This window comes from Pseudomonas sp. Hz4 (genome assembly GCF_054898165.1).
The window spans coordinates 2,978,379-3,004,646 of record NZ_CM142719.1; the positions used below are offsets into that span (position 1 = coordinate 2,978,379).

19 protein-coding genes are annotated in these 26,268 nt (G+C 57.0%); 6 read left to right on the plus strand and 13 right to left on the minus strand.

Going from position 1 to position 26,268, the window contains the following annotated elements; translation table 11 throughout:
* Positions 1 to 166 precede the first annotated feature (166 nt).
* The 12 genes from ACYZTR_RS13610 to ACYZTR_RS13665 all read right to left on the minus strand — a co-directional run bounded on the left by ACYZTR_RS13610 (position 167) and on the right by ACYZTR_RS13665 (position 16,398).
* The gene (locus ACYZTR_RS13610) at positions 167 to 820 is read right to left on the minus strand and encodes a DUF2931 family protein (protein WP_282479187.1); all 654 of its coding nucleotides are present in this window, start codon (positions 818 to 820) and stop codon (positions 167 to 169) included.
* Positions 813 to 4,295: a type VI secretion system tip protein TssI/VgrG gene (gene tssI, locus ACYZTR_RS13615; protein WP_461971600.1), complete on the minus strand. Its 3,483-nt coding sequence runs from the start codon at positions 4,293 to 4,295 to the stop codon at positions 813 to 815. Before tssI ends, ACYZTR_RS13610 begins: the two co-directional genes overlap by 8 nt.
* Positions 4,296 to 4,461: 166 nt before the next feature.
* Complete coding sequence (locus tag ACYZTR_RS13620; RefSeq protein WP_461971601.1) at positions 4,462 to 5,406, minus strand: carbohydrate kinase family protein; 945 nt, start codon at positions 5,404 to 5,406, stop codon at positions 4,462 to 4,464.
* Between the two features lie 13 nt (positions 5,407 to 5,419).
* A complete protein-coding gene (gene xylB, locus ACYZTR_RS13625) occupies positions 5,420 to 6,916 on the minus strand; it encodes a xylulokinase (RefSeq protein WP_461971603.1) in 1,497 nt (498 codons plus the stop codon).
* Between the two features lie 122 nt (positions 6,917 to 7,038).
* Positions 7,039 to 8,514 (minus strand): mannitol dehydrogenase family protein, encoded by a 1,476-nt coding sequence (locus ACYZTR_RS13630; protein WP_461971605.1) that lies wholly within the window; start codon positions 8,512 to 8,514, stop codon positions 7,039 to 7,041.
* 30 nt (positions 8,515 to 8,544) lie between these two features.
* Positions 8,545 to 9,648, minus strand: coding sequence for an ABC transporter ATP-binding protein (locus tag ACYZTR_RS13635; protein WP_461971607.1), 1,104 nt, complete (start codon positions 9,646 to 9,648; stop codon positions 8,545 to 8,547).
* Positions 9,649 to 9,680: 32 nt separating this feature from the next.
* Positions 9,681 to 10,511 carry a carbohydrate ABC transporter permease gene (locus tag ACYZTR_RS13640; protein ID WP_449645483.1) on the minus strand — a complete coding sequence of 277 codons (831 nt, stop codon included), beginning with the start codon at positions 10,509 to 10,511 and terminating at the stop codon, positions 9,681 to 9,683.
* Between the two features lie 10 nt (positions 10,512 to 10,521).
* Positions 10,522 to 11,448 carry a carbohydrate ABC transporter permease gene (locus ACYZTR_RS13645; RefSeq protein ID WP_461971609.1) on the minus strand — a complete coding sequence of 309 codons (927 nt, stop codon included), beginning with the start codon at positions 11,446 to 11,448 and terminating at the stop codon, positions 10,522 to 10,524.
* 116 nt (positions 11,449 to 11,564) lie between these two features.
* On the minus strand, positions 11,565 to 12,878 hold the full coding sequence (locus ACYZTR_RS13650) for an ABC transporter substrate-binding protein (protein WP_461971611.1): 1,314 nt from the start codon (positions 12,876 to 12,878) through the stop codon (positions 11,565 to 11,567).
* Between the two features lie 228 nt (positions 12,879 to 13,106).
* Positions 13,107 to 14,012 carry an AraC family transcriptional regulator gene (locus tag ACYZTR_RS13655; RefSeq protein WP_461971613.1) on the minus strand — a complete coding sequence of 302 codons (906 nt, stop codon included), beginning with the start codon at positions 14,010 to 14,012 and terminating at the stop codon, positions 13,107 to 13,109.
* A gap of 85 nt (positions 14,013 to 14,097) precedes the next feature.
* Positions 14,098 to 14,964 carry a phospholipase gene (locus ACYZTR_RS13660; RefSeq protein ID WP_461971615.1) on the minus strand — a complete coding sequence of 289 codons (867 nt, stop codon included), beginning with the start codon at positions 14,962 to 14,964 and terminating at the stop codon, positions 14,098 to 14,100.
* 138 nt (positions 14,965 to 15,102) lie between these two features.
* Complete coding sequence (locus ACYZTR_RS13665; protein ID WP_461971617.1) at positions 15,103 to 16,398, minus strand: glycosyltransferase; 1,296 nt, start codon at positions 16,396 to 16,398, stop codon at positions 15,103 to 15,105.
* Positions 16,399 to 16,722: 324 nt separating this feature from the next.
* On the opposite strand from ACYZTR_RS13665, the gene ACYZTR_RS13670 reads away from it, so the two are divergent.
* On the plus strand, positions 16,723 to 19,065 hold the full coding sequence (locus tag ACYZTR_RS13670) for a hypothetical protein (protein WP_461971619.1): 2,343 nt from the start codon (positions 16,723 to 16,725) through the stop codon (positions 19,063 to 19,065).
* Positions 19,066 to 19,078: 13 nt separating this feature from the next.
* Here the strand turns inward: ACYZTR_RS13670 and ACYZTR_RS13675 are convergent, their stop codons facing one another.
* On the minus strand, positions 19,079 to 19,450 hold the full coding sequence (locus ACYZTR_RS13675; RefSeq protein ID WP_461971621.1) for a response regulator: 372 nt from the start codon (positions 19,448 to 19,450) through the stop codon (positions 19,079 to 19,081).
* A gap of 257 nt (positions 19,451 to 19,707) precedes the next feature.
* On the opposite strand from ACYZTR_RS13675, the gene ACYZTR_RS13680 reads away from it, so the two are divergent.
* From ACYZTR_RS13680 to ACYZTR_RS13700, 5 genes are all read left to right on the plus strand, one after another.
* Positions 19,708 to 23,199 carry a response regulator gene (locus ACYZTR_RS13680; RefSeq protein WP_461971622.1) on the plus strand — a complete coding sequence of 1,164 codons (3,492 nt, stop codon included), beginning with the start codon at positions 19,708 to 19,710 and terminating at the stop codon, positions 23,197 to 23,199.
* Positions 23,199 to 24,032, plus strand: a complete 834-nt coding sequence (locus ACYZTR_RS13685; RefSeq protein ID WP_461971624.1) for a CheR family methyltransferase — start codon at positions 23,199 to 23,201, stop codon at positions 24,030 to 24,032. The genes ACYZTR_RS13680 and ACYZTR_RS13685 overlap by 1 nt, the downstream gene beginning before the upstream one ends.
* Complete coding sequence (locus ACYZTR_RS13690) at positions 24,029 to 24,622, plus strand: chemotaxis protein CheB (protein WP_461971625.1); 594 nt, start codon at positions 24,029 to 24,031, stop codon at positions 24,620 to 24,622. The genes ACYZTR_RS13685 and ACYZTR_RS13690 overlap by 4 nt, the downstream gene beginning before the upstream one ends.
* Positions 24,616 to 25,797: a hybrid sensor histidine kinase/response regulator gene (locus tag ACYZTR_RS13695; protein ID WP_461971627.1), complete on the plus strand. Its 1,182-nt coding sequence runs from the start codon at positions 24,616 to 24,618 to the stop codon at positions 25,795 to 25,797. The genes ACYZTR_RS13690 and ACYZTR_RS13695 overlap by 7 nt, the downstream gene beginning before the upstream one ends.
* A gap of 77 nt (positions 25,798 to 25,874) precedes the next feature.
* The gene (locus ACYZTR_RS13700; protein ID WP_008146959.1) at positions 25,875 to 26,252 is read left to right on the plus strand and encodes a response regulator; all 378 of its coding nucleotides are present in this window, start codon (positions 25,875 to 25,877) and stop codon (positions 26,250 to 26,252) included.
* The last annotated feature ends 16 nt before the right edge of the window (positions 26,253 to 26,268 follow it).

Sequence of the window (26,268 nt, forward strand, 5' to 3'; positions counted from 1 at the left end):
ACGAGCCGTCAGATCCATCCCCGCCTCAACCACCACTTTGTCGCCTGCGTGGTAGTGAATCTCCTGACCCGCCTCAACAAACTGCGCCGTCCCGCGCATGTTCAATTGGAGGATGTGCAGCGCGCTAGCCCGTCACCTCCAGGAAACTTTAAGGGCCAGCTCTGACTTACTTCCAAGAGTCGTACGGCACACCAAACTTCTCGACATAGGCTTTGGACACATCAGAAAGTGAATCGTACTCACCGCCAGACTTACCTTCATACGGGCCGCGCGGATCAATCACGGCTTTTACCGTAGTTACCTCAATCGGTGTCATACAAGGGCCGCCTACCCAGACTCTGGCGATACCTCCGGGGACCAGCCTTATGCCGATTGAATCACGATAACCTGTGATCCATTTCCCATCGGCCGCGCAGAACACTTTCTCCCCCTTGCGCATGATCTCTCGAGTGGCTTCGGGGATTTTTATCACCATCAGGTAGGTTTGCGGTTCGACCAGCGATTGCCAGCGGACATAGATCTGTTGGGGCAAGTCCGCCCCTGTCACACGTTTTCCGCCTCCGGCTGGCCCTCTTTTCGGCCAACCACGCGGATTGCCGGCGTTGTTGGGAGGCGCTTGCATTGACGCGATGCCACTCGCCGCACGTTGAAACACATGGTCCTGAATGTCGACGACATCGGCTGTTTCGATCCAGACCTCCATGTAATCAGGAGCCGAGAACCCCAGAGTCCATGCTTTGTAAGGCATTGAGCTGCTGCTAGCAAATGTGCAGCCACTGAGCAGAAAAACGACAAGAGCGATACGGATAAAATTACTCATTAGGATGCACCGTGCGCACAGAGTTTTCGTCTGGTCGATTAATGAAGACGATATTCAGATCGCTATTATTTCGACTTTTAGCGGCGTTCCAGTTATCGGAGATATGAACGTAACGTTGGAACAGCAGTTCCTCCTCCTGCGGAGTCAGCCCGGTTGATTTGCTTTTCCCCTGAGCGTAGGCCATCAGTTTTTCGGAGATGGGAACGAGGTCCGCGGGTAACGCAAGTCGCGGATTTTTTTCGGGGATCTGTCGAAAAGGCACTCCATTTTCCACGGCCAGTTCGCGCATGATCCGAAAGTAGATCAAGGACAGCTCACTGCGGACTTCGCGTTGGCTGCTGACGGCGGCATACACGTATTTCATGTTTTTTTGATCGTCTTTGTCAGTGCTACGAAACGGCACCTCCCAAGTCCGGATTTCCAACGGAAGGTTATATTGGGCCAGTTGATCTTGAAACCGTCTCAAGTCCTGCTGGGCAACCTTGTAACTGTTGGCTTCAGCGAAAGTGGTCCTTTCTTCGACCGGGCTTTTACGCGGTTTGCTGAGTAGAATGCGCTCCATCGCCTTGGGTAAATAGCCACCACCCAGGTCTGAATGCACGCCAGGCAGGACGATATCGGCCGCGCCAAGACTGTTGAGGGCAAAGTTATAACGGCGTTCATTTCGAGCCACCAATTGGACGACCTTCTTGGCCGCCTCGGGTGCCAGATGGATATTGATCCCCGGGTTATAAGCATTATTACCAGTCCAGTCCCCCACCAGCGGATTGGCAATAGCCGCGACGGTGTCGTAAACGCCAATGAAATTTATGGACACATCAGAATGCGGTGTCCAAGCAAAGCTATCCGACAATATCGGAGCCCCCATCGGCAACACTTTGGCGAGGATACTTTTGTTCCCCTTTAATACCTCATTGGCAAAGTCCCTTGCCGCTGCGGAGCCACGGCTGAATCCGAAGATATCGAACTCGATTTTCGCCACCCGCTTATCGGGGTTGTTGTCTTGAAAGGTTTGGATAGCCCTGAGAATAAGCGGCGGAGTTTCTTCAACTCGCGCCCGGACGCCCTGGGCACCAATGCCTGTACCTTGCGAAAAGGTGGAGTCAGCTTCGGTACTGCTAGTACCGATGCCATCCACGTAAACGCGCAGGCTGGCTGTCCTAGCATCAATCGGCAGAGTTATGTCCCTTTGGTCTAAGTAAAGGTCATAGAGCCGGGCGACGTTGCTGACATCATTGCCATAACTGTTATCCGGGCTACTTCCCTTTCCGTCATAACCGTGAGCCGCACAGAACTGACGAATATCTTCAGCTGCTTCCTCCAGGTTCACGTCCGGCGCAAAGCAGCCAAAGACACGCTCGCTGTTGTTGCGGTTGTTGCCCGTCCCATCGAAGAACATCCCAACACGTAAGGTGATGTCTTCCAGCTCGACCTCTTCTTCCTCTTCCTCAAACTCTTCTTCCACCGCAGGTGGTGCCGAGTCAGGAGCGACACTGAGTTTCCCAACCGGTGGCGCACTCAACAGTTGCCCCGCAATGGCAGCGGCGGCGGCACCAGGGATTAATGGAGTGAGAATCTGAATCCCCGTCCCCGCGCCGGGACCACCGCCGGAGTTGACCTTCACATTGGCGCCACTGATCGTCACGCCCCCCGCATCCACCTTCACAAAACTCCCGCCCGCCTTGGCCGTCAGCTCCATGCCGCCTTCCACTACAACCTTTTCCCCAGCGTTGTAGTGAATCTCCTGTCCAGCCTCTACAAACTGCGCCGTCCCCACCTTCACATGCTGAGTCACGGCAACTGTCAGGTGATCATCAGCCCGGGTCTCAGTCTTGCGATCCAGATGGGTAATCCGATGCTCTTCAACTTTGAACTCGCTGAAAACATTGGCCTCAACGGTGTCGTGCCGCTCATTGCCGACGCGAATCTTCTGGTCATGCTCAATGTTTTCATCCCAATCGCGCTGGGCATGCAGGTAGATCTGTTCCGCACCTTTCTTGTCTTCGATCCGAAACTCGTTGTAACCGTTGCCGCCCGGTGAGCTGAGGGTCTTGAAGGTGCTGCGGGTTTTGTTTGCCGGCAGGTCGTAGGGGACGACGTTTTCCTTGTGGTACAGGCAGCCGGTGATCAGTGGCTGGTCGGGGTCGCCTTCGAGGAAGGTGACGAGTACTTCCATGCCGACGCGCGGGATGGCGATGCCGCCGTAGGCGTTGCCGGCCCAGCCGGTGGCGACGCGCAGCCAGCAGCTGGTGTTGTCGTCGGCCTGGCCGTCGCGGTCCCAGTGGAACTGGGCTTTGACGCGACCGTATTCGTCGCAGTGGATTTCTTCGCCCGGTGGGCCGGTGACAGTGGCGGTCTGGCTGCCCAGGACTTTGGGTTTCGGGTGTTCGAGGGCAGGGCGGAAGTGCGCGTCCCACGGGGTGGCGAGGAAGCGATTGCGGTAGCCCTGGTGGAAATCGTCTTTGTTTTGGGTGACGTCGCTGGTGACGTTTGCGCCGAGCACTTGCGGCTGTTTGCCTTCGTGCACCACTTCCAGCAGCAGCCAGAGGTCGTTCCACTCGGCGCGCGGGTGTTCGCTCAGGGTCATGAAGTGGCCGGTGACGAGCGCGGGTTCGTCGCCTTTGCCTTCGGCAAGCTTGTAGTCGCTGCGATGGCGTTCCAGGGCGCGGGTTGCCAGTTGCTTGCCGCGTTCGCGAGTGAGGAAGCGGCCGGGGTAGTCGTAGTCTTCCAGGTCCGGGGTGAATTCGCTTTTGGCGGCGCCTTCGGGAAGGATGCGTGGTTTCTCGAAGTCGTAGTCGCGGCGGCTGACGCGGGTGGTGCGGGTTTCCAGGCGCAGGTTGAAGCGCTTGATCACCGGTTTCTCGGCAGCCATGCCGGAATCTTGTTGATAGGCCACGGGCGCAAGTTTGCGGAACACCGTCTGGTCATCGCCGAACACCAGTTTGTGGCCGCTGGCAGCGTGCTGGAAGTGGAAGTGAAGGCCTTCCTCTTCGCACAGGCGCTGGATGAAATGCAGGTCGGATTCGTCGTACTGCACGCAGTAATCGCGTTCCGGGTAAACCGCGCCGAGCTGGAAGCTGTAGGCGTCGGCCAGGATGCCGCGCGCTTCGAGGACCTGAGCGATGATCTTTGGCACACTTAAATGCTGGAAAATCTGCTGGTCATGGTTATGGCGCAGGTAGGCGAGTTGCGGAACCAGGCTGACGCTGTAGCGGGTCAGGCTTTTGCCAGAGTCACCTTGCTCGATGCGGTACACCAGACCGTGGATGATGCCTTTGCCGGTGGCACCGAAGGTCAGGCAGCCGGGCTTGTGCAGCAACTCTTCGAGTTTCAGGTCGGGGCGGGCGCTGACCAGTTCGATGTCGAAACAGAACGGCTGATTGAGGGTTTCGCGACCGACGAAGCTGAGTACCTGAAGGTCAACGGAAACGCCCTCCAGCGTGAGGGAAATATGGGTTGCGTTCGCGTCCAGCATGCCTTTAATTCCGTCCTTTGAATAAGCTGGGGCGGATGGTGCAGGATTAAAGCGCCCCGTTCAAGGCAACGCGCAGTCATTTACAGACGAAAGTCGCCTGTAGCCCGTACCAGCCCTTTGCCATCATTGTCGGTTGATCGTTCCCACGCGCTGGTGGGAACGATCGTCAGCGAAGATCCAACTGATGGCGATACGGCAAATCCGGCCCGGTCTTGCTGCAGGTCAGCGCCGCCGCCTGCACCGCAAACTTCAGCATCCCGTCGATCTGCTCGCGGCCGAGTGATTGCACACCCTCAACCGAGTCCAGCTGCTTCTCGGTCAGCCAGGTAATCAGCGCTGCCTGAAACGTATCGCCAGCCCCCACGGTATCGGCAATTTTCACCGAACACGCCGGCACCGACCACGAACCATGGCCCTTGCTGAACACCGTCGCCCCCTCGCCACCGCGAGTCAGAAACACCAACTGACAGCGATGCTGCAGCCAGCCTTCAATCACCCGTTGCGGATCCTGCTCGGGGTACAACAGGCTCAAATCCTCATCGCTGACTTTGATCAAGTGGGCCAGCTCAACCAAGGTGGCAACCCGCGAACGCCACAGGTCGATATTCGGCTCAGGGTTGAGCCGTACGTTCGGATCAAGGCTGATCAAGCGTTTGCCACTTTCTTGCCGCACCAGCGCCAGCAGCGTGTCAGCAATCGGCTGAACAACCAGCGAAAACGAGCCAATGTGCAGGCCGCGCACTTCAGGTCCCAGTTCCGGCAGGTGCTCGATTTTCAGCTGCCGATCCGCGCAGCCTTCGCCCCGGAAGCTGTAATGAGGTGAACCGTTGGCACCGACGGCAACCATCGCCAGGGTCGTAGGCGCAGCGAAATCCACCAGGTAATCCGGGCGCACGCCTTCATCCTGCAACACCTGCTGCAAGCGCCGGCCGAGGTAGTCGGTGGACAGGCCGGCAAACAGCGCAGCCTCCACCCCCAAACGGCGCAAACCCACTGCCACGTTGAACGGAGAACCGCCGGCAATTGCCTTGAAATTCACTTTTGAAGCCAGGCCGCTGGCGTCGTCTTCACTGAAGAAATCGAACAGCGCTTCGCCACACACCAGGTACATAGTTATTCACTCTTTAAAGGGTTGCGACATGCTGTTGATAGCGTTCGTAGGCCTGCTGACAGGCCGCCACATTGTCGGCGATCGGCAAGGTTTCGCTGGCCGGATCGAGCTTCACGCAGCGCTCGCAAAGATCCGCCAGGCTGTGTTCATGCCCGTTTTCCCAGGACGTGCACCACGCCGCCTGAATCGCCGCGCCGAGGGCTGCGGCTTCGCTTTGTTCGGTGCAGATCACCGGAGTGTTCATGATGTCAGCGACGATCTGCCGCCACACCGGGCTTTTCGAGCCGCCACCAATCAGGCAGATGCGCAGGCTTTGTAAGCCATTCTGGCGCAGCAGGTCCAGTCCGTAACGCAACCCGAAGGTCGTGCCTTCCACCACCGCGCGGCACAGGTTGGCCTGAGTCAGGTTGGTCATCGTCAAGCCCAGCAGGCTGCCGGTGGCATGGGGCAGGGCGGGGACACGCTCGCCGTTGAGGAACGGCAGGATGCACACGCCTTCGGCACCGATCGGTGCTTGCGCGACGAGATCGTTGAACCGTTCGATATCCAGCTCGAACAACTCGCGAATCACACCGGTGGCATTGGTCAGGTTCATGGTGCAGATCAGCGGCAGCCAGCCACCACTTGAGGAGCAGAACGTTGCGACTGAAGCGTCCGGACTGACGGTCGGTTGATCAGCATAGGCGTACACCGTCCCCGAAGAACCGAGGCTCATGGTGATAGCGCCGGGTTTTATGTTGCCGGTGCCGATCGCGCCCATCATGTTGTCGCCACCGCCGCTGGAGACCAGCGCCTGCGGGTTGATGCCCAGGTGTTCAGCGATGCTGGGCAGGATCGTACCGACCGCTTGATGGGCATCGATCAGCTCCGGCAGCGCGGCTTGCAGACGCCCGGTGGAATCAATGTCGCGCAGCAGTTGCAAATCCCACTGGCGAGTGCGCACGTTGAAATACCCGGTGCCCGAGGCGTCGCCATACTCACTGCAACTGCGGCCGGTGAGCCAATAGTTGAGGTAGTCATGGGGCAGCAGGATGCGGGCGATGCGAGCGAAAATCTGCGGGTGTTGTTCTTTGGTCCAGAACAGTTTGGACACGGTGTAGCCCGGTGCGATGACAATGCCGAGGCGTTCCAGCGAGCCTTTTTCGCCCCCCAGATGGGCAAGCAGACGGTCGTTTTCCGGGGTGGATTCGGTGTCACACCAAAGTTTGGCCGGACGCAGCACCTGACCTTGGTCGTCGAGCAGCACCAACCCATGTTGCTGGCCGGAAACGCCGATGCCGTGAATGTCCTGACCGTCGACCTTCGCCGCGAGCAATGCGCGCCGGGTGGCAAGCGCAAAGGCTTCCAGCCATTGGCAGGTGTCTTGCTCGCGGCGGCCGTTGGCGCCGGTGATCAAGGTGTGGGCGGCGGCACCCTGGCCCAGCACCTGACCGCTGATGGCGTCGAGAACGATGGCTTTGGTGCCTTGGGTGCCGCAGTCGATGCCGAGGAATAGTTGTTGGTTTGTCATGTGTGCCCCGCACAGATCGTTCCCACTCTCTGCGTGGGAATGCCGCAATGGACGCTCTGCGTCCGCTTTTGGATAGGACGCGGAGCGTCCCGGCTGCATTCCCACGCAGAGCGTGGGAACGATCAGTCAGCCAACACCCGCTCCAACGTCCTCGTCACCCCAACATCCCGCAAGCTGTTGCAGCACCACTCAAACGCCGCCACAAACTCCGGCGAATGCGGAATCGCCGTACCAAAAATCTCCTCAACCTCCAGCAACCGCTGAGTGATCAACGCATCATCAGCCACCAGCGCCTGACAAAACGCCGCGCGCGGATCAGGAATGCCGTAGGTATCGCCATTCTCGTCCATGCCCTTCAAGTACAAGGCCCACGCCGCTACCACCAAGGCCGCACGTTTGGTCTCCTGCCCATCAGCAATCAATCGATTGATCGTCGGCACGGTGAACTTCGGAAACTTCGACGAGCCGTCCGAACACACGCGCTCCAACTGATCGGCAATCGCCTGATTGGAGAAGCGCGCCACCAGGGTGTTCTTGTACTCGGTCAGGTCAATCCCCGGCACGGGTGACAGTTGGGGGGTCACATCCAGGTCCATGTAGGCACGCATGTAGCGCACGAACAGCGGGTCGTTCATGGTTTCGTGAACGTAACGGTAACCCTTCAAAAAACCGAGATAAGTGAGGGCCAAGTGACTGCCGTTAAGCAGTTTGATCTTCATCTCTTCGTAAGGCGTGACGTCGTCGGTGAACTGCACGCCGACCTTTTCCCACGCCGGCCGGCCATTAACGAACTTGTCTTCCAGCACCCATTGCACGAAGGGTTCGCAGACCACCGGCCAGGCATCGTCGAGCGCATGTTTGTCGGCCAGTTGCAGGCGATGTTCAGTGCTCGTCATCGGCGTGATGCGGTCGACCATCGCGTTCGGAAAACTGACAGTGCTGGCGATCCAGTCCCGCAGATCGGCATCGCGCAGGGCGGCAAACGCAAGCAACGCTTTACGGGTGACTGCGCCGTTGTGCGGCAGGTTATCGCAGGACATCAAGGTGAACGCAGGCGTGCCGTCTGCACGGCGTTTGGCCAACGCGGCGCAGAGAAAACCGAACACGGTTTTCGGTGCGTCCGGGTGTGCCAGATCGTGCTGGATCTGCGGTAGCTGGGCCATGAACTCGCCGTTGCTGTCGTCGATGCAGTAGCCGCCCTCGGTAATGGTCAGCGAAACGATACGGATCTCGGGGCTGGCGAGTTTGTTGATCAGCGCTGCCGCGCCGTCTTCGGCCAGCAGCATGTCGCGAATTGCGCCGATGACCCGAACTTCGGTGTCGTCGGTATCGCCCAACTCGAACAGGGTGAACAGGTAATCCTGCTCTTTGAGATCGCTTTGGGCGCGACGGTCTTCGGCGCGCAGGCCGACGCCGCAAATCGCCCAGTCCAGGCCTTCGCCGGTATTCATCAACGCATCGGTGTAATACGCCTGATGCGCCCGGTGGAACCCGCCGACGCCGATGTGCGCGATGCCTTGGCGGGTGTCGCTCAGGGTGTAGGCGGGCAGGGCTACCTCAGGGGCGAGGCGGTTGAGGTTCTGTTTATTGAGTTTCATCACATGCTCTCTGAAATCAGGCCGCGACAATCAGGCGGCAACGCGCAACGGGCGGGTCAGCGCCACGCCGTCGGCATCGAATAAATGGCAGTGTTCGGCGTCCAGGTGCAGGCTCAGCGTCTCGCCGTAACGGCTGGCCAGGTCGCCGCGAACCCGCATGGTCAACGCTTCGCCGGACGAGGTCACGACGTGGCAGAAGGTGTCGCTGCCCAAGCGTTCGCTGACGTCCGCCGTGACCTGCAAGGTGCAGTCGCCGGTTTGCGCGAGGTTCAGGTGTTCCGGGCGAATGCCCAGGGTGACCGCGCCACCGATGCTCAGGTTGACACCGCTCAGCGGCAACGTGATGCGGGTGCCGGCGTCCAGCAGTACTTCGCAGCTTTGGCTCTCGACGCGGGTGACGTTGCCCTTGAGGAAGCCCATTTTCGGCGTACCGAGGAAACCGGCGACAAACAGGTTGGCGGGCTGGTGATACAAATCCAGCGGCGAGCCGACTTGTTCGACTTTGCCGCCATTGAGTACGACAACCTTGTCGGCCATGGTCATGGCTTCGACCTGGTCGTGGGTCACGTAGATCATCGTGGCTTGCAGTTCCTTGTGCAGGCGCAACAGTTCCAGACGCATCTGCACACGTAGAGCGGCGTCGAGGTTGGACAGCGGCTCGTCGAACAGGAAGATTTTCGGATTGCGCACGATGGCGCGGCCGATGGCCACGCGCTGACGTTGACCGCCCGAGAGTTGCTTCGGCTTGCGCTCCAGCATCGGCCCGAGTTCAAGGATGCGCGCCGCTTCGCCGACTTTCTTCTCGACTTCAGCTTTTGGCACGCCGGCCAGGTCGAGGGCAAACGACATGTTCTTGCGCACGCTCATGTGCGGGTACAAGGCGTAGGTCTGGAACACCATCGCCAGGTCGCGCTTGGCCGGACTGACTTCGGTGATGTCGCGACCATCGAGTTCGATGGTGCCGCCGCTGACTTCTTCCAGGCCGGCGATCAGCCGCAGCAACGTGGATTTGCCGCAGCCCGACGGGCCGACAAACACCACGAACTCGCGGTCGTTTACTTCCAGGTCGATGCCTTTGATGATGGAAAAGCCTTCAAAGCCTTTTTGCAGATTCTTGATTGTCAGGTTGGCCATGGTGGCGCTCCTTTGTGCTTATTCTTTGAGGGCTATTTCACGGCGCCGAACGACAGGCCGCGGACCAATTGTTTCTGGCTGATCCAGCCGAAGATCAGGATCGGCGCGCAGGCCAGCGTCGACACCGCCGACAACTTGGCCCAGAACAGACCTTCGGGACTGGAGTACGAAGCAATCAACGCGGTCAGTGGCGCGGCTTTCGACGAGGTCAGGTTCAGCGACCAGAACGCCTCGTTCCAGCACAGGATCAGCGACAGCAAAACCGTGGAAGCCAGGCCGCCCTTGGCGATCGGCAGCAGCACCCGGACCATTTCCTGCCACAGCGTGGCGCCGTCGAGGCGCGCGGCTTCGAGGATGTCCTTGGGGATGTCCTTGAAGTAGGTGTAAATCATCCAGACCACGATCGGCAGGTTGATCAGCGTGTAGATCACGATCAGCGCGATGCGCGTGTCGAGGAGGCCCAAACTCTTGGCCAGCAGGTAGATCGGCATCAGCACGCCGACCGGTGGCAGCATTTTGGTCGAGAGCATCCACAGCAGCGTGCCTTTGGTGCGTTGGGTTTCGTAGAACGCCATCGAGTACGCCGCCGGCACCGCGATCAGCAGGCACAGAGCCGTGGCGCTGAAGGAAATCACCACCGAGTTCCAGGCGAAGCTGAAGTAATCGCTGCGCTCGTTGATGTGCAGGTAGTTCTCCAGCGTCGGGGTGAAGATGAACTGCGGCGGCGTGGCGAACGCATCGATTTCGGTCTTGAAACTGGTCATCACCATCCAGAAGATCGGGAAGAAGATCAGGATCGCGATGGCCCAGGCTAAGGTGCCGAGCAGCAGGCTTTGCAGACGGCGGGATTGTTGAAGGGTCATGGCGCAGGCCTCAGGCTTTGTCTGTCAGGTTTTTGCCGATCATGCGCACCAACACGATGGCCGCGATGTTGGCGATCACCACCGCGATCAAGCCGCCGGCGGACGCCATGCCGACGTCGAACTGCACCAGCGCCTGGTTGTAGATCAGGTACGCGAGGTTGGTCGAGGCGTAGCCGGGGCCACCGTTGGTGGTGGTGAAGATTTCGGCGAACACCGAGAGCAGGAAGATCGTTTCGATCATCACCACCACCGCAATCGGCCGCGCCAGGTGCGGCAGGGTCAGGTGCCAGAAGATCGCGATCGGTCCGGCACCGTCCAGGCGCGCGGCCTCCTTCTGTTCCTGGTCGAGGGACTGCATGGCGGTCATCAGGATCAGGATCGCAAAGGGCAGCCATTGCCAGGAGACAATGATGATGATCGACAGCAGCGGGTAATGCGCCAGCCAGTCCACCGGCTGCGCGCCGAAGAGTTTCCAGACGTAGGCGAGGATCCCCGAGACCGGGTGGAAAATCAGGTTCTTCCAGATCAGCGCGCCGACGGTGGGCATGATGAAAAACGGCGAGATCAGCATCACCCGCACGATGCCGCGACCGAGAAACTCACTGGCCTCCAGCAATGCACTGATCAGCACCCCGAACACCACGCTGATCAACAGCACGCTGCCGACCAGCAACAAGGTGTTGGTGGCGCCGGGCAGGAAACCCGAGTCGCTGAGGAAGTAGCTGAAATTCTCCAGCCCCACGAACTGGTTTTCACCGGGGTAGAGCAGGTTGTAGCGGATCAGCGAGAAGTAAACGGTCATGCCCAGCGGCACGATCATCCACAGCAGCAACAACGCCACCGAGGGGCTGACCAGGAACCAGCCGGGGTTGGCCAACCGGCTTTTACGCACCGGTTGCGCAATGTCCATGTGAGCGTTGGCAGTTGAAATATTCATGGCGAAGAACCGATTAAGAACAGGCATACGAAGATCAACATGTGGGAGCGTGGCTTGCCCGCGATGGAGGCAGCTCGGTGTCCAGACAATCCAGGACAGTTGCTCCCACCGCACGGTTACTGTTTGGGATAGCCGGCGCGCTTCATTTCACGTTCGGTGGTTGACTGGGCAGCGGTCAGGGCCTGGTCGACCGTGGTCTGGCCGATCAGCGCCGCCGAGAACAGTTTGCCGACCTGGGTGCCCACCGCCTGGAACTCCGGAATGGTCACCAACTGGATGCCGATATAGGGCACGGGTTTGAGGGTCGGTTTACTCGGGTCCGCAGCTTTCAGCGACTCGAGGGTCACCTTGGCGAACGGCGCAGCCTTCATGTACTCATCGCTGTACGTCGAAGCGCGAGTACCTGGCGGTACGTTGGCAATGCCGTCTTTCTCTGCAACCAACGCTCCATATTCCTTGGACGTGGCCCAGGCGCTGAAGGTTTTCGCAGCGTCCTTGGCCTTGGAACTGGTCGGAATCGCCAGCGCCCAGGAATACATCCAGGCCGAGCCCTTGTCGGTGGTTTCGTGTGGTGCGTAGGTGAAGCCAACGTGCTCGCTGACCTTGCTTTGGGTCTTGTCGGTGACAAAGGAACCCGCGACGCTGGCATCGACCCAGATCGCGCACTTGCCGCTGTTGAACAGCGCAAGGTTTTCGTTGAAACCGTTGCTGGAGGCGCCGGGTGGACCCGAGTCTTTCATGGTCTTGACGTAGAAGTTCAGCGCATTTTTCCACTCAGGGCCGGTGAATTCCGGTTGCCACTTCTCATCGAACCAGCGCGCACCATAGGCATTGGCGACGGTGGTGATCAGCGCCATGTTCTCGCCCCAGCCGGCCTTGCCGCGCAGGCAGATGCCGTACTGTTCTTTGTCTTTATTGGTGAGTTTGCTGGCGAATTCGCTGATCTGCGTCCAGGTCGGGTGCTCGGGCATGGTCAGCCCGGCATCCTTGAACAGATCGGTGCGGTAATAGGTGATGGAGCTTTCGGCGTAGAACGGCAACGCATACAGCGAACCCTTGACCGACAGGCCTTCACGCACCGACGGGAACACATCGTCGAGGGCGTAACTGGCCGGCAAGTCCTTCATCGGCTCCAGCCAACCCTTGGCGCCCCAGAGTGCGGCTTCGTACATGCCGATGGTCAGCACGTCAAACTGTCCGCCCTGAGTGGCAATGTCAGTGGTCAGGCGTTGGCGCAAGACATTTTCTTCCAGCACCACCCAATTGAGCTTGATGTCCGGATGCTCGGTCTCGAAGGTTTTCGAGAGTTTTTGCATGCGGATCATGTCGCTGTTGTTGACGGTGGCGATGGTCAGGGTCTGGGCGCCAAGGCTGACGCTACTAAGGGTCATGCAGGTGAGGGCAAGTAGAGCTTTTACAGAAGGTTGCATCGTGCACTCCTTTTCTGCACCCGGCGGGTTACAGAAGGACAGTTATTGTTTTTGTGTCTTCCTGCGGAGGGAAGAATGTGCACTGATTACAGCCTTCTATTGATGATGTGACAAATCATCCATCGCACTTGAATCGATACTATTTTGCACTGGTGGTTGCAGGAAGAGGTGCAGAGAACGGCTTTTCAGCGGTTAATCCCTATGGAATTCGTATAGGTTTTCAAGCGTTTAACCCAGGTTCTGCTCAGTCAATCGCTGCACAGCCAGCCGCCGATAATGCGAAGGCGTCATGCCCTTGAGCTGCTGAAAGCGCCGGTTGAAGTTGGAAATATTGTTGAAACCCGACTCGAAACACACATCGGTCACCGGTTTGTCACCATCGGCCAACAGCTCACAGGATTTGCTGATGCGCAGGCGATTGACGAACTCGATGAAGCAGCGGCCGGTGGCTTGCTTGAATACTCGACTGAAATAAGTCGGTTTCATGCCCAAATATTCGGCGACTTCTTCCAGCGGCAGTTCCCGGGCGTAATGCGCGAAGATGTAATCCACCGCCCGGTTAGTGCGATCGATATTGTGCTCGTCGGCCAATTGCGGCGTCGTGGCTCCAGACAGCAGCTGATAGTCATCAGAGGCGGCCAACAACTCCAGCAGAATGAAAAAGTGCCCGAGGCGGGTCACGCCTTTGGTGTCGGCGATACGCTGCATCAAGGTCATGGCTTGGCGAATGGTGCGCTTGCAGCGAAACTCGATACCGTACTGGGCGCGCTCCAACAGCGGCGCCAGCGTCTTGAGCTCGGCAAATACCAAGTGGCCACTGTCGAACAACTCGTCCGTAAAGTTGACCAGCATGTCGCGTTTGGGCACTACCTCGTCTTCGGCCACCTGGCTGATCCAGTTGTGGGGCAGATTAGGCCCGGTCAGGAACAGGGTTTCCGGGTAAAAGTTGCCAATGTAATCGCCGATGAACACCTTGCCGGAACTGGCGACGATAAGGTGCAGTTCATATTCCTTGTGGAAATGCCAACGCACCAACGGGCAGGGAAAACCGTGCTGACGATAGATGATGGACAACCCGTTGTGGTCGTCCATCAATTCGTAGGAGGGGTCTGTCACACGGGCTGTTCGAGTCATGTCAGGGCGCTTTTCTTGTTATCGCTATCGGATCATGCCTCTTTTGGCGCCCGCTGTGCCAGCCTGCTACGGCTTTCGCCCTTGATTAGCCGACTCGCGTGATGGCTTTGCTCAGGTTCGCAGTTCGGCAATACGAAACAATTCGGGACTCTTCAATGAAGTCGACGTTGATAATGTTGCACTTTTTCGCCCAGTCGCTTTTAGTCGGGTCAAACCACGAATCAAGCGCTTCATGAATGACCACGGGGCCGCCGAGCGCGCTGTAACTGGTGGCGGATAGCGACCACGGTGCCCACGTGCCTGGCGGGTTTTTCAGCACCGTAATAATGTGCTTTTCCAGTTCGGCGACACTGGTGATGCCGTTGCCAGACCATTTGTGCACGATCTGCTCGTGAAATACGTTTTGATCAAGTGCCCTGTGCCATGGAGCCGCGACTGAAATTCTTTGTACAGAGCTGATTTTTTTGAGTTGACGGAGGCTCAGAGACCGATGTTGGGTGGGGATAATGCGATGACCAAGAAGATGGATCATCATTTCGTTGAAATAAGCGAAATCAAACATATTCCCTTGCAGTTCGTGAAAGTCCAGGACGATGAATTCATCGGGGTTTTCATTCAGAAATTTATTCACGTCGGTTAACAGGTTCCCCAAAGTGCGAGCATTGCGGTAACCGTTGTGATGAATACAGAATTTCCCAAGTCCCGGTGCATCGGCGTCGAACATTAATCGGATATCTAACGCTCGGGAGCCGTGGCGTAACTGGGAATAAAATGATTGGTGCTGACAGGCCAGCCAATGGGCTCCTGGAATCAACGGCCAGGACGCTTTCCAGTCGCTGCCTGCGTTATGGGTGCCCGGCAGTGTCAATTCATAGAGTGACAGTGTATCAATTGCCGGAGTGGCGGCCATCCAGTTATTAAGCGCGTAGTTATGCTGAACAACGTTGTCCATTGAATGCTTCCTTGCATTGATTTATACAATAAATTAATGACGCTGAACTAAGCTTTAGTCCTGCTGTGTGTTTATAAGTAGGGTGTCAGACCTAGTCAATAATAGGGGTGATGCAGGATGTTTATATCGAGACAAGTTCTATAGCGGGTTTCGATTTTTCGCTTCAATCCATTGCGCCATGTATTGCGTACTTTTGTGGTGGTGATGACGCAACATGCTGCCGGTAAAGTTACCGCTTCTAAGGTGTGCCAAGTGTTGTTGGCAGTACAGCAACTTTTCAATCAGCGCCGGGCCATGTACAGACTGTCGATAACGATCGGCCAGCAACGTCTGTCCCAGGGATTGGGCGTCTTTCCAAAGTGCTTCATCCTTGTACAGCCGAACCGCGCAATCGGCAAACGCCTGCGCTGTCCGGGCCACGGCGCCGGGCCAGAGATGTTCGCCGTGCATCGCTTCGGCGCCGATGGGCGTTGTAATCGTGGGCGTGCCACACAACATGGCGTCGACAATCTTGCCTTTGATACCGGCACCGAAACGTAGTGGCGCCAGACAAATCCGCGCGCCAGACATGACCTCTAATGCATCTTCTGCCCAGTTCATGACATGGAAACCCTGGCTGGTGTTGTGCAGTGCAGTTGCCTTGGGCGGTGTGTAAGCGCCGTACAGGTGCAACTGGGCACTGGGCAGTTGCTCGCGGATCAGCGGCCAGATCGCGGTTTTCATCCAGAGCACCGCATCCCAGTTTGGCGCATGGCGAAAGTTACCAATACTGAGAAAATGCGCCCGGTCTTCAAAAGCCGCCGGCGGCACGCTCGGTAGATCGACCATGAGTGGACACCAGTGCAGCAAGTTACGCGGCAGCTTGAATTGCTCGACCAGCAATTCGATCTCCACGTCGGAGATCATCAGGTTCAAGTCGCAACGATAAATCGCTGCGATTTCCCGTTTGGCCAGATCGGTCTCAGCCATGAGCTCAAACTCTTCACGCAACGCCGGGGCGAACAATTCATTGAAGTCATTGGCGTCGTCACTGGACTTCAAGCGCTCCTTGAGGCGTTGATGGCGGGCATCTCGCAGGCTCTGCAGGTCGGAGGTCTCAAGCACGCGCAAAGCCTCCGGGCAGTGTTTTTCAACGCGCCAGCCGAACTGTTCCTCCATCATGAACCGATCGAACAGAACGATATCCGGGGCCAGTTCGCTGATGAACGTGTCGAAACTGCTGTTGTTCAGTTCGATCGGGATTTCGCGAATGCCCAAGGTACCGAGATCCGCCCGGTGTTCGCCGGTGCCCGCCGGGCTGCTGAATGTAATGTCCCAGCCCTGCTGCAAGAAAGTATCGAGAATTTGCATCATGTGCCCACCGGCCGCCGAAGAGCGGGGCTCGGGCCAGACGTAACCAATAACCAGGACTTTGGTTGCATGGGGTTGACTCATGAGAGACGTTCCTTGATACGAACAGAGGGTGAAGATAAGCAAGGTGAGATTAAACCACAGTCGACTGGACTTTTTTCATCCCGTTAGCATTACGATGCGGTCTGAATTAACCCCGTTATTCATGGGGCTGGTTACCTAAGTGATACGGAGTTCGCGTTTTATTTCGGCCTGCCTTAAGTAATTTGTATGTCGGGCAATGACTATTAACAACTAGGGTGTTTTAAAGTTTGCTCTGGATTCTATTACGGTGCAATCTCTATTTTTGTGAGGCGAAATCGCTATTAGCTCTTTCGTCTCGCTTATCAACAGGGAAGTGTAGTGATAATGAATTCTGTAAGTATAAGTGATGGCTTTGAAGAAGAGTATTCGTTGCTGTGGTTGCTGGACCCATTGGGAGAGTTCGCGGAACTCGATCCCGGGCCACGCCTTGCCAGAACGAGCGCAATAAATAGTCCAGCACCCGGCGAGGATGTATTTGAGGGTGTAAACGTAAAAGAGTTGAGCAATAAAATGCTCGACGGATGTGCAGATGTTATCGATCCCGCAGGTTTCGATCCTGCCTACTTTATTCGGTGTCGCATAGAAGAGACAGCCTTTGAGTTTGTATCGGATCCAAAGCTTCTTTCATTGATGACGCATGAAGCGAAAATTCGGGTTAAATATATTGAGTCTGGACCGGTTAAGCGTAGCGACTCGCTGAGCGCTGAACAAACACCTGCTGACTGGAAGGAAAAAACATTTACGCTGGCGGAAATCTGCACGGATTACCATCATCGCGTCCTGAAGGATAAAGGTTATAAGGAAGTAAAATGGCCCTCGTATTATCCTGCCGAGCTCGTTAAAACGTTTACCGATGCGGACTATCAAGCCGACTTCCGGCAGCACGTCGCTGATAATCTGCAACATCCGGCAGCACACGCCTTTGGAAGCCTGGTTAAAAAAACTGCACTCAACAAACTAGTGGTTAACTACATCCGGAATGACAAGAACTCCATGGAGGATCGGGTTATTGCCTTTGAGTATCTCAAAGGCGTCATTCCGCCACGAACCCTGAATTTGCACAGTGATCCGGATCTGGCTGTAGATAATGCGGTTTTCATTGGGCGCAGTAATCTTGATCGAGGGATATTGTTCTTTCTTGGTACGCATGACTACGCAATAGAATTTCCCGCCGGCCATGACGAACGAGGCAGATTTGTAGAAAAAAACGCGCAACTGCAAAATTTGTTGTTGATGCGTGTCCCCTTGAGTGCGCAACAGAAGCCTTATGTTCAGGATTTCAAGTATCGAGGGAAGGAGTTTCCTCTTTTTGCGACGCGTCCCAATTATCGGGAAGTTGTATTCCGGTCGAGTACAGACATCGGCAAAGACCTCTTCGATCGACAGATCAAACGGGCTTTGGCGGATATCGATACATTGGTCTCGACACACTCTGAACGTATCGCCGATATAACCCTGGAGGCGGCCGGCTATCTGCTGCAATGCGTGGCGTTCGCCGTATCTCTACCCTACGGCGGAACCGGGGCACTGGCGTCGGCGCCGGTCAGGATGTTGATTCCTTTCCTTTTGGGCCTGGGAGCTTCTGCAACCGATCTGATTCGAGCCGAGCTGTCGGACGACCCCGCAGAGGCTGACCGTCTAAGGATCAGTGCAGCGATCGGTGCTTTGGCTGAACTGGCTGGGCCGATTGCCGAGAAACTCCTCGGTAAAGCCCTGTCTATCGCCGCGAAGAAAAGAATCAGCCAAAGAGTGCTCGAGGTGCTCAAGCGCTCAAACAGACCTTCATTGGTACGAAGGCCCGCAGGCAGTATCAGCCATCAACTGGCAAGCACTACCGGCAAAGAAATACCCGGGGCAGGCAAGGGACCAGTTGTCGCCGGTTATCTATCGGAGTTGCCGGGTGGCCCTAATGTCGCTCAGAAACTTGCGACGGATTCACATGTGATCAGGCTTTCGGGGCCGGAAAAAGGTTACGTTTATCAGGGGTTCGTTTTCCGTGGCGACATGCGAGACCCATCGGTCCTCTTCGAGAAGGGCTTCACCCAACGCACTCCGATCAAGGATATCAATCAGGTCAATGGCTTCAAGGGTGGTTATGGTGGTGCCCATGACGCACTGGACCTTGACGGTGCCGGTATATCGACTTCAGCGTTCTACAAGAAAGACGGTGCGGGTGCATTTGTGTACGGCGGTCAAAAAGGCGGGTTTACCTATTTTATTGATGCTCGCCAGTTAGAGGGGTTTCATTTGTATGCCAATACCGAACTGGCGTTCCGTCCCAACTCCGGATTGAAACAGCTACCCCCGCTGGAGATCAACTTCGCGGTCGATCTGCCACCCGCGTTGATTCTCGGCGCCTATGACCACACAGGGAAGTTCATCCCCAATCCAAAGGCCATCGATCGGGCGATTAAAGCGAGCGGTGTCAGTTCGTTGGACGGGTTTGGACGAGATACAGGGAAAAAAATCGGTCAAGGGGTAGGCGTTGGTTCCGAATTGGCCGGTGTGGACTTTGGTAATGAAGGCGTGGCCGTTATCGAAACATCGCCCCCTGTGACAGACACACCTGCGACGGGCCCACGACCGACGACCGCAAAGGTCGACGCCAATGACATCATCGCTTTCAGGGAGCGGCAGGAAGCCAACCGTAAACGTCAGAATTCCTGAGTCGGTTCACTGCTCAGGTCAAAGGTGAAGCCAAAATGCCTTTGACCTTGTCGCGCAGCTGATCAATTGAAAACGGCTTGCCGATCACCTGCATGCCTTCAGGCGGATCAATGTTTTCGGCATAACCGCTGGCGAACAGGATCGGTAGTTCAGGGCGCAACATCCGGGCCTGAGTGGCCAGATCACGCCCGTCCATCTCCGGTAAGCCGACGTCGGTCATCATTAAATCGATGCGCTGGGCTTTATCGTTAAGGAATTCCAGCGCCTTTTCACTACCATCGGCCTCGAGTACCTTGAACTCCAGCTCCTCCAGAACATCGACTATCAGCATACGCACGATGTTGTCGTCTTCGACTACCAGGATGATGGATGGGGTGGACGACATAGTGGGCTCTCAGGTTGAATTCACGGTTGCCGGTCGATCGAAATCGCCGGGCTATTGCTTGAGTAAGTGACGGAACCCAACAAGTTCCCACACGGTAGAAAAAAGAATAGCCGCACACGTGCCGGCAAGGATAACCGCTCCTTCGCGCCGGAGCAGTGGAATGTAGGATTTTGCGCGAAAAGGTGTCAGAAAATTGGATCGATGTGCCACTTTTGGGGCAAACTCTGTGGTTTTCAACAGTTCGACAAGGCTCCCCCATGACATCCGCGTCTTCGGTTGATGAGCAACAATTCCGTAAACTCCTGAGCCGCAACGTCAGCCTGCCGTTGGTTGTCGGCGTGCTCAGTGCGGTGTTCTTTGTCTCGCTGATCACTTATCTGCTGTCGGTGATCCAGTGGGTCGAGCACACCGACCGGGTGATCAATAACGCCAATGAAGCGAGCAAGCTGACCGTCGATCTGGAAACCGGTATGCGCGGCTTCCTGCTCACTGGCAACGAGCAGTTCCTTGAGCCCTACGAGACGGCCAAGCCGCGAATCAATGTCGCCCTCAAGACCTTGCTCGAACTGACTGTGGACAATCCGGTCCAGACCGACCGCCTGCACCGGCTCCAGGCCTTGCAGGATGAGTGGGCCACTTACGCAAAAACAATGATCGATTTGCAGCGCGCCAGCGGCGACTACCGCGGCGCCGTCAAGGCCGGGCGCGGCAAGCGGCTGACCGATGAGATCCGCAAGCAATTCGAAGACGTGATCGACATGGAGCAGCAGTTGCGCACCACGCGCAACGAGGAAGTGCGCCGCACCACGATCTGGAGTATCAGCTTTTATCTGTTGTTTATCGCCGGTATCAGTTCATTGCTGGCCTACATTGGCCGTCGGGATTTGCTCAACCTTTCGCACAGTTACAGCGCCAATCTCACCGCGCAACAGGCCAGCGCCCAGCGTCTGGAGCAACAGGCCTGGTTGCGCAATGGTCAAACCGAGCTGGCCGAGCAAGTGCTGGGGCAACTGTCGCTTAATCTGCTGGGCCGCAACATTTTGCAATTTTGTGCGCAGTACCTCGGCAGCGCCGTGGCGGCTATTTATGTTCGTGAAGAACACGGTGGCCTCAAACGCATTGCATCCTACGGTTTCTCCCGCGAGCAGGAAGCACTTGAGCATCAGATTTACAGCGATGAAGGCATTGTCGGCCAGGTAGCGAGCCAGGCTCGCTTGATCCGGCTTGATGACGTACCGAGCGACTACTTCAAGGTCAGCTCCGGCCTGGGCGAAGGTCTGCCGCATAGCGTGCTGGTGGTGCCGACCAGTGACGACGATCGGGTCAACGGTGTGATCGAACTGGGCTTCTTGCGCCCGCTGACTGACCGCGATGTCGAATTGCTTGAACTGATTGCCGGCAACATCGGCACGTCCATCGAGGCCGCTCGCTATCGCCAGCGCTTACAGGAAGTGTTGGCCGAAACCCAGCAGCTTAATGAAGAGCTGCAAGTTCAGCAGGAAGAACTCAAGACCGCCAACGAAGAGCTGGAAGAACAGTCGCGGATTCTCAAAGAGTCCCAGGCTCATTTGGAAACCCAACAGGTCGAGCTTGAACAAACCAATGAACAACTCGCCGAGCAGGCCGCAATCCTGGCCGAACAGCGCGACGCGATGGACCTGAAGAACACCGAGCTCAATCAGGCCCAGTCCCAGCTCGAAGAACGCGCCGAAGAGTTGCAGCGCTCGAGCAAGTACAAGTCTGAATTCCTTGCCAACATGTCCCACGAGTTGCGCACGCCGCTGAACAGCTCGTTGATCCTGGCCAAGTTGCTGGCAGAAAACCCTCAGGAAAACCTCAGCGCCGAGCAGGTCAAGTTTGCCGAGTCGATCTACTCTGCCGGCAATGATTTGCTCAACTTGATCAACGACATTCTCGACATTTCCAAGGTCGAGGCCGGCAAGCTTGAGATACGACCGGAGAACACCAGTGTCGCGCGTCTGGTGGATGGCTTGCGCGGGATGTTCCAGCCATTGGCTGCCGACAAGAACCTGGATTTCCAGGTCGAGGTGCAGGCCGGTGCGCCGATGATGATCTTCACCGACCGCCAGCGCCTGGAGCAGGTCATCAAGAACCTGCTGTCCAACGCAGTGAAATTCACCGAAAAAGGCACCGTCAGCCTGACCGTCGCCAGCCAGCCCGGCGACGGTATCGCTTTCATCATTCGCGATTCGGGGATTGGTATTGCCGAGGATCAGCAGGAAAGCATTTTCGAAGCCTTCCGCCAGGCCGATGGCACCACCAATCGCCGTTACGGCGGCACCGGCCTGGGCTTGTCGATTTCCCGTGACCTGGCCGCCTTGCTGGGCGGTTCGATCAGTGTCACCAGCGAGCCGGGGCAGGGCAGTGTGTTCACGCTGGATTTGCCACAGCAATATGTTGAACCGGGCGAAGAGCCTGTCGAGCCGATGATAGCCACTCTGGTTGCCATTACGCCGAGAATACCGACCGCCGCGCTGGTGCCGCTGATTGCCGAAGTTGATATCCCGCGTTTCGACGACGATCGCACCAAGGCGCCATTCACTACTCGGTGCATTCTGGTGGTGGAAGACGAGCCGAATTTTGCGCGTATCCTTTACGACCTGGCGCATGAACTGGGGTATCAGTGCCTGGTGGCCCACGGTGCCGACGAAGGCTACGATCTGGCCACAGCGTTTATTCCCGACGCCATTCTGCTGGACATGCGTCTGCCGGATCATTCCGGGTTGACCGTGTTGCAACGCCTGAAGGAACACGCTGAAACCCGGCACATTCCGGTGCATGTGATTTCGGTGGAAGACCGGGTTGAGGCCGCGATGCACATGGGCGCCATCGGGTATGCGGTCAAGCCGACCACTCGCGAAGAACTCAAGGACGTGTTTGCCCGCCTTGAAGCCAAGCTGACCCAGAAGGTCAAACGCATCCTGCTGGTCGAAGACGATGATTTGCAGCGCGACAGCATTGCCCGGCTGATCGGCGACGATGACATTGAGATCACTGCCGTTGGCCTGGCACAGGATGCCCTGACCCTGCTGCGAACGACGATTTACGACTGCATGATCATCGACTTGAAGCTGCCTGACATGCTCGGCAACGACCTGCTCAAGCGCATGTCCACCGAAGATATCTGCTCGTTCCCACCGGTGATCGTCTACACCGGGCGCAACCTGACCCGGGACGAAGAGGCCGACCTGCGCAAGTATTCGCGCTCAATCATCATCAAGGGGGCGCGCTCGCCCGAGCGTTTGCTGGATGAGGTGACACTCTTTCTGCACCAAGTCGAATCCAGGTTGTCCCATGAACGGCAGAGGATGCTCAAGACCGCGCGCAGCCGCGACAAGGTTTTCGAGGGTCGCAAGGTGCTGCTGGTGGACGACGATGTACGCAATATCTTTGCCCTCACCAGTGCTCTGGAGCAAAAGGGTGCAGTCGTGGTCATCGGTCGAAACGGCCGTGAAGCGATTGAAAGGCTGAATGAAGTCGAGGACATCGATCTGGTGTTGATGGACGTGATGATGCCGGAGATGGATGGCTACGAAGCCACCATCGAGATCCGCAAGGATCCGCGCTGGCGCAAGCTGCCGATCATTGCGGTGACGGCCAAAGCCATGAAGGACGATCAGGAGCGCTGCCTGCAAGCGGGCTCCAATGATTACCTGGCCAAGCCCATCGACCTGGATCGCCTGTTCTCGCTGATTCGCGTGTGGTTACCGAAGATGGAACGCATTTAGTGGAACGCATTTATTCAGTGGAGCGAAATAGCGAAATCGAATTGCGCTTGTTGATCGAGGCGATCTACCTCAAATACAGCTATGACTTTCGCGACTACTCCGGCGCTTCGATCAAGCGTCGGGTCAATCACGCGTTGAGCCAGTTCGAGTGCGCCACTATTTCGGCGTTGCAGGAAAAGGTCCTGCATGACCCGACGGCGTTCATGCAATTGCTGCAATTGCTGACGATCCCAGTCAGCGAAATGTTTCGTGACCCTTCGCATTTCCTGGCGATCCGTCAGGAAGTGGTGCCACTGCTCAAGACTTACCCCTCGATCAAGATCTGGATCGCCGGTTGCAGCACGGGGGAAGAGGTTTATTCGATGGCCATTCTGCTGCGTGAAGAAGGCTTGCTCGATCGCACCATCATTTACGCCACGGACATCAATCCACGCTCGCTGGATAAAGCCAAGCAAGGGATTTTCTCCATGGAGAATGTCCGTGCCTACACTCATAACTACCAGCAGGCAGGTGGCCAGCGTTCGTTTGCCGACTACTACACGGCGGCCTACGGTTACGCCATTTTTGACAAGACGCTGTGTGAGAACGTGACCTTCGCCGATCACAGTCTGGCGACCGACAGTGTCTTTTCAGAAACTCAATTAATTTCGTGTCGTAACGTTTTGATTTATTTCAATAAAAAGCTTCAGGATCGTGCGTTCGGATTGTTCCATGAATCCCTTTGCCATCGTGGATTCCTGGTGCTGGGCAGCAAGGAAACACCGGATTTTTCTGCCTTCGGGAGCCAGTTTGAACCGTTGGTCAAACACGAACGGATTTACCGCAAATCATGAACAGTGCAGCGGATTTGCCTTCTATAGAGGCTATCGTGATCGGCGCCTCGGCCGGCGGTGTAGAGGCGCTGCTGAATATCCTCAGCCCACTGCGAAAAGGCTTCAGGCTGCCGATCATCGTGGTACTGCATCTCCCTGACGAGCGCCGCAGCCAGCTGGCAGGGGTGTTCGCCCGGCGAGTCTCCATGCCTGTACTGGAAGCCTGCGACAAGACGCTGGTGAACGCCGGAACGCTCTATTTCGCGTCTCCGGGTTACCACTTGTCGGTGGAGCAGGACCGCAGTTTTTCCTTGAGTCTGGAAGCCCGCGTGCATTATTCGCGACCGGCCATCGACTATCTGTTCGAGTCGGCCGCCGATGCCTACGGTTCAGCCCTGGCCGCGGTGTTGTTGACCGGCGCCAACCGTGATGGCGCCAGCGGTCTGGCGCAGGTCAAATACCGTGGCGGCATGACCATCGTCCAGGACCCGGACGAAGCTCAGGTTGCTACCATGCCCCAGGCGGCACTTGATATACACCAGCCGGACCACATTCTCCCTATACGCGGCATCGGCCGTCTGCTTGTCGAGCTGGAACGAATCGCATGCTAAGTACTATCCAAGCCAAACTGCTGATCGTCGACGATCTGCCGGAGAACCTGTTGGCGCTCGAAGCGCTGATCAGACGCGAAGACCGTATCGTCTACAAAGCCTTGTCCGCCGATGAAGCCTTGTCGTTGTTGCTGCAACACGAATTCGCCATGGCCATCCTCGACGTGCAGATGCCTGGGATGAACGGCTTCGAGCTGGCCGAGCTGATGCGCGGCACGGAAAAGACCAAGAACATCCCGATTGTGTTCGTCAGCGCTGCCGGCCGAGAGCTGAACTACGCGTTCAAGGGTTACGAAAGCGGCGCCGTGGATTTTCTCCACAAGCCGCTGGATATCCACGCGGTCAAAAGCAAGGTCAACGTGTTCGTCGAACTGTTTCGCCAAAGCAAGGCGATGAAACAGCAGGTCGAAGAGTTGGAGCAGAGTCGCCGTGAGCAGGAAGCGCTGCTCAAGCAGTTACAAAGTACCCAGCTGGAACTGGAGCAAGCGGTGCGCATGCGCGATGACTTCATGTCCATCGTTGCCCACGAAGTCCGCACGCCGCTCAACGGCCTGATCCTCGAAACCCAGTTGCGCAAGATGCACCTGGCCCGGGATAACGCCGCGGCGTTCGCTCTGGACAAAATGCACGCGATGGTCGATCGCGACGAGCGCCAGATCAAAAGCCTGATTCGCCTGATCGAAGACATGCTCGATGTGTCGCGAATTCGCACCGGCAAGTTGTCGATCCGACAGACGCGCTTCGATCTGTCGGCGCTGGTTCGCGGCTTGTTGCAGAACTTTGCCCCGCAGATCGATGCTGCCGAATCTTCGGTAACGCTCGACGCCGAGCAACCGGTGGTGGGCAACTGGGACGAATTTCGCATTGAACAGGTGATCTCCAATCTGCTGACCAATGCTTTACGATACGGCGCCAAGAGTCCGATCACCGTTAAGGTGTACAGTGAGAGCGGTCAGGCTCGGGTGGAAGTGCGCGATCTTGGGATCGGCATCGGCGAAGAGAACCAGAAGCGAATTTTCCAACAGTTCGAAAGAGTCACGGCCAAACACGCTGTCGCGGGGTTGGGCCTGGGCTTGTTTATTTCCGAGCAGATTGTGGCCGCCCATGGCGGTTCCATTACCGTCGAAAGCCGGATTGGCGAAGGCGCCTTGTTTCGCGTTTGTCTGCCGCTGTAGGAAAACAGCCCGATAAACGCAACCTCTGATCGACCCCACGGTCGTATCAGCAGCTATTGACCGAACAAAGGCTTCCCATGAGTGAAGATGCACAAGACGTCGTATTGATCGTCGAAGATGACCCCTCGATTTTGATGGTGCTGTCGGCCTATCTGTCGGGTGAGGGCTACCGGGTATTGCAGGCCGAAAACGGCGAGCAGGCCTTCGAAATTCTGTCGAGCAAACCCCACTTGGACATGATGATCACCGACTTCCGCCTGCCGGGCGGAATTTCTGGCGTCCAGATTGCTGAGCCTGCCGTAAAGCTGCGACCGGAGCTGAAGGTGATCTTTATCAGCGGTTATCCGCAGGAGATCCGCGAGACGGACAGCCCGATCACCCGTAAGGCGCCGATCCTGGCCAAGCCGTTCGATCTGGATGTACTGCAAGAGCTAATGCAGGAAATGCTTTCCTGACCACACGTGTCGACCA

Bases quoted from the DNA above. Each gene is read 5' to 3' on its own strand.
- ACYZTR_RS13610 (WP_282479187.1), bottom strand. From the start codon at position 820: ATGAGTAATTTTATCCGTATCGCTCTTGTCGTTTTTCTGCTCAGTGGC.
- tssI (WP_461971600.1), bottom strand. From the start codon at position 4,295: ATGCTGGACGCGAACGCAACCCATATTTCCCTCACGCTGGAGGGCGTT.
- ACYZTR_RS13620 (WP_461971601.1), bottom strand. From the start codon at position 5,406: ATGTACCTGGTGTGTGGCGAAGCGCTGTTCGATTTCTTCAGTGAAGAC.
- xylB (WP_461971603.1), bottom strand. From the start codon at position 6,916: ATGACAAACCAACAACTATTCCTCGGCATCGACTGCGGCACCCAAGGC.
- ACYZTR_RS13630 (WP_461971605.1), bottom strand. From the start codon at position 8,514: ATGAAACTCAATAAACAGAACCTCAACCGCCTCGCCCCTGAGGTAGCC.
- ACYZTR_RS13635 (WP_461971607.1), bottom strand. From the start codon at position 9,648: ATGGCCAACCTGACAATCAAGAATCTGCAAAAAGGCTTTGAAGGCTTT.
- ACYZTR_RS13640 (WP_449645483.1), bottom strand. From the start codon at position 10,511: ATGACCCTTCAACAATCCCGCCGTCTGCAAAGCCTGCTGCTCGGCACC.
- ACYZTR_RS13645 (WP_461971609.1), bottom strand. From the start codon at position 11,448: ATGAATATTTCAACTGCCAACGCTCACATGGACATTGCGCAACCGGTG.
- ACYZTR_RS13650 (WP_461971611.1), bottom strand. From the start codon at position 12,878: ATGCAACCTTCTGTAAAAGCTCTACTTGCCCTCACCTGCATGACCCTT.
- ACYZTR_RS13655 (WP_461971613.1), bottom strand. From the start codon at position 14,012: ATGACTCGAACAGCCCGTGTGACAGACCCCTCCTACGAATTGATGGAC.
- ACYZTR_RS13660 (WP_461971615.1), bottom strand. From the start codon at position 14,964: ATGGACAACGTTGTTCAGCATAACTACGCGCTTAATAACTGGATGGCC.
- ACYZTR_RS13665 (WP_461971617.1), bottom strand. From the start codon at position 16,398: ATGAGTCAACCCCATGCAACCAAAGTCCTGGTTATTGGTTACGTCTGG.
- ACYZTR_RS13670 (WP_461971619.1), top strand. From the start codon at position 16,723: ATGAATTCTGTAAGTATAAGTGATGGCTTTGAAGAAGAGTATTCGTTG.
- ACYZTR_RS13675 (WP_461971621.1), bottom strand. From the start codon at position 19,450: ATGTCGTCCACCCCATCCATCATCCTGGTAGTCGAAGACGACAACATC.
- ACYZTR_RS13680 (WP_461971622.1), top strand. From the start codon at position 19,708: ATGACATCCGCGTCTTCGGTTGATGAGCAACAATTCCGTAAACTCCTG.
- ACYZTR_RS13690 (WP_461971625.1), top strand. From the start codon at position 24,029: ATGAACAGTGCAGCGGATTTGCCTTCTATAGAGGCTATCGTGATCGGC.
- ACYZTR_RS13695 (WP_461971627.1), top strand. From the start codon at position 24,616: ATGCTAAGTACTATCCAAGCCAAACTGCTGATCGTCGACGATCTGCCG.
- ACYZTR_RS13700 (WP_008146959.1), top strand. From the start codon at position 25,875: ATGAGTGAAGATGCACAAGACGTCGTATTGATCGTCGAAGATGACCCC.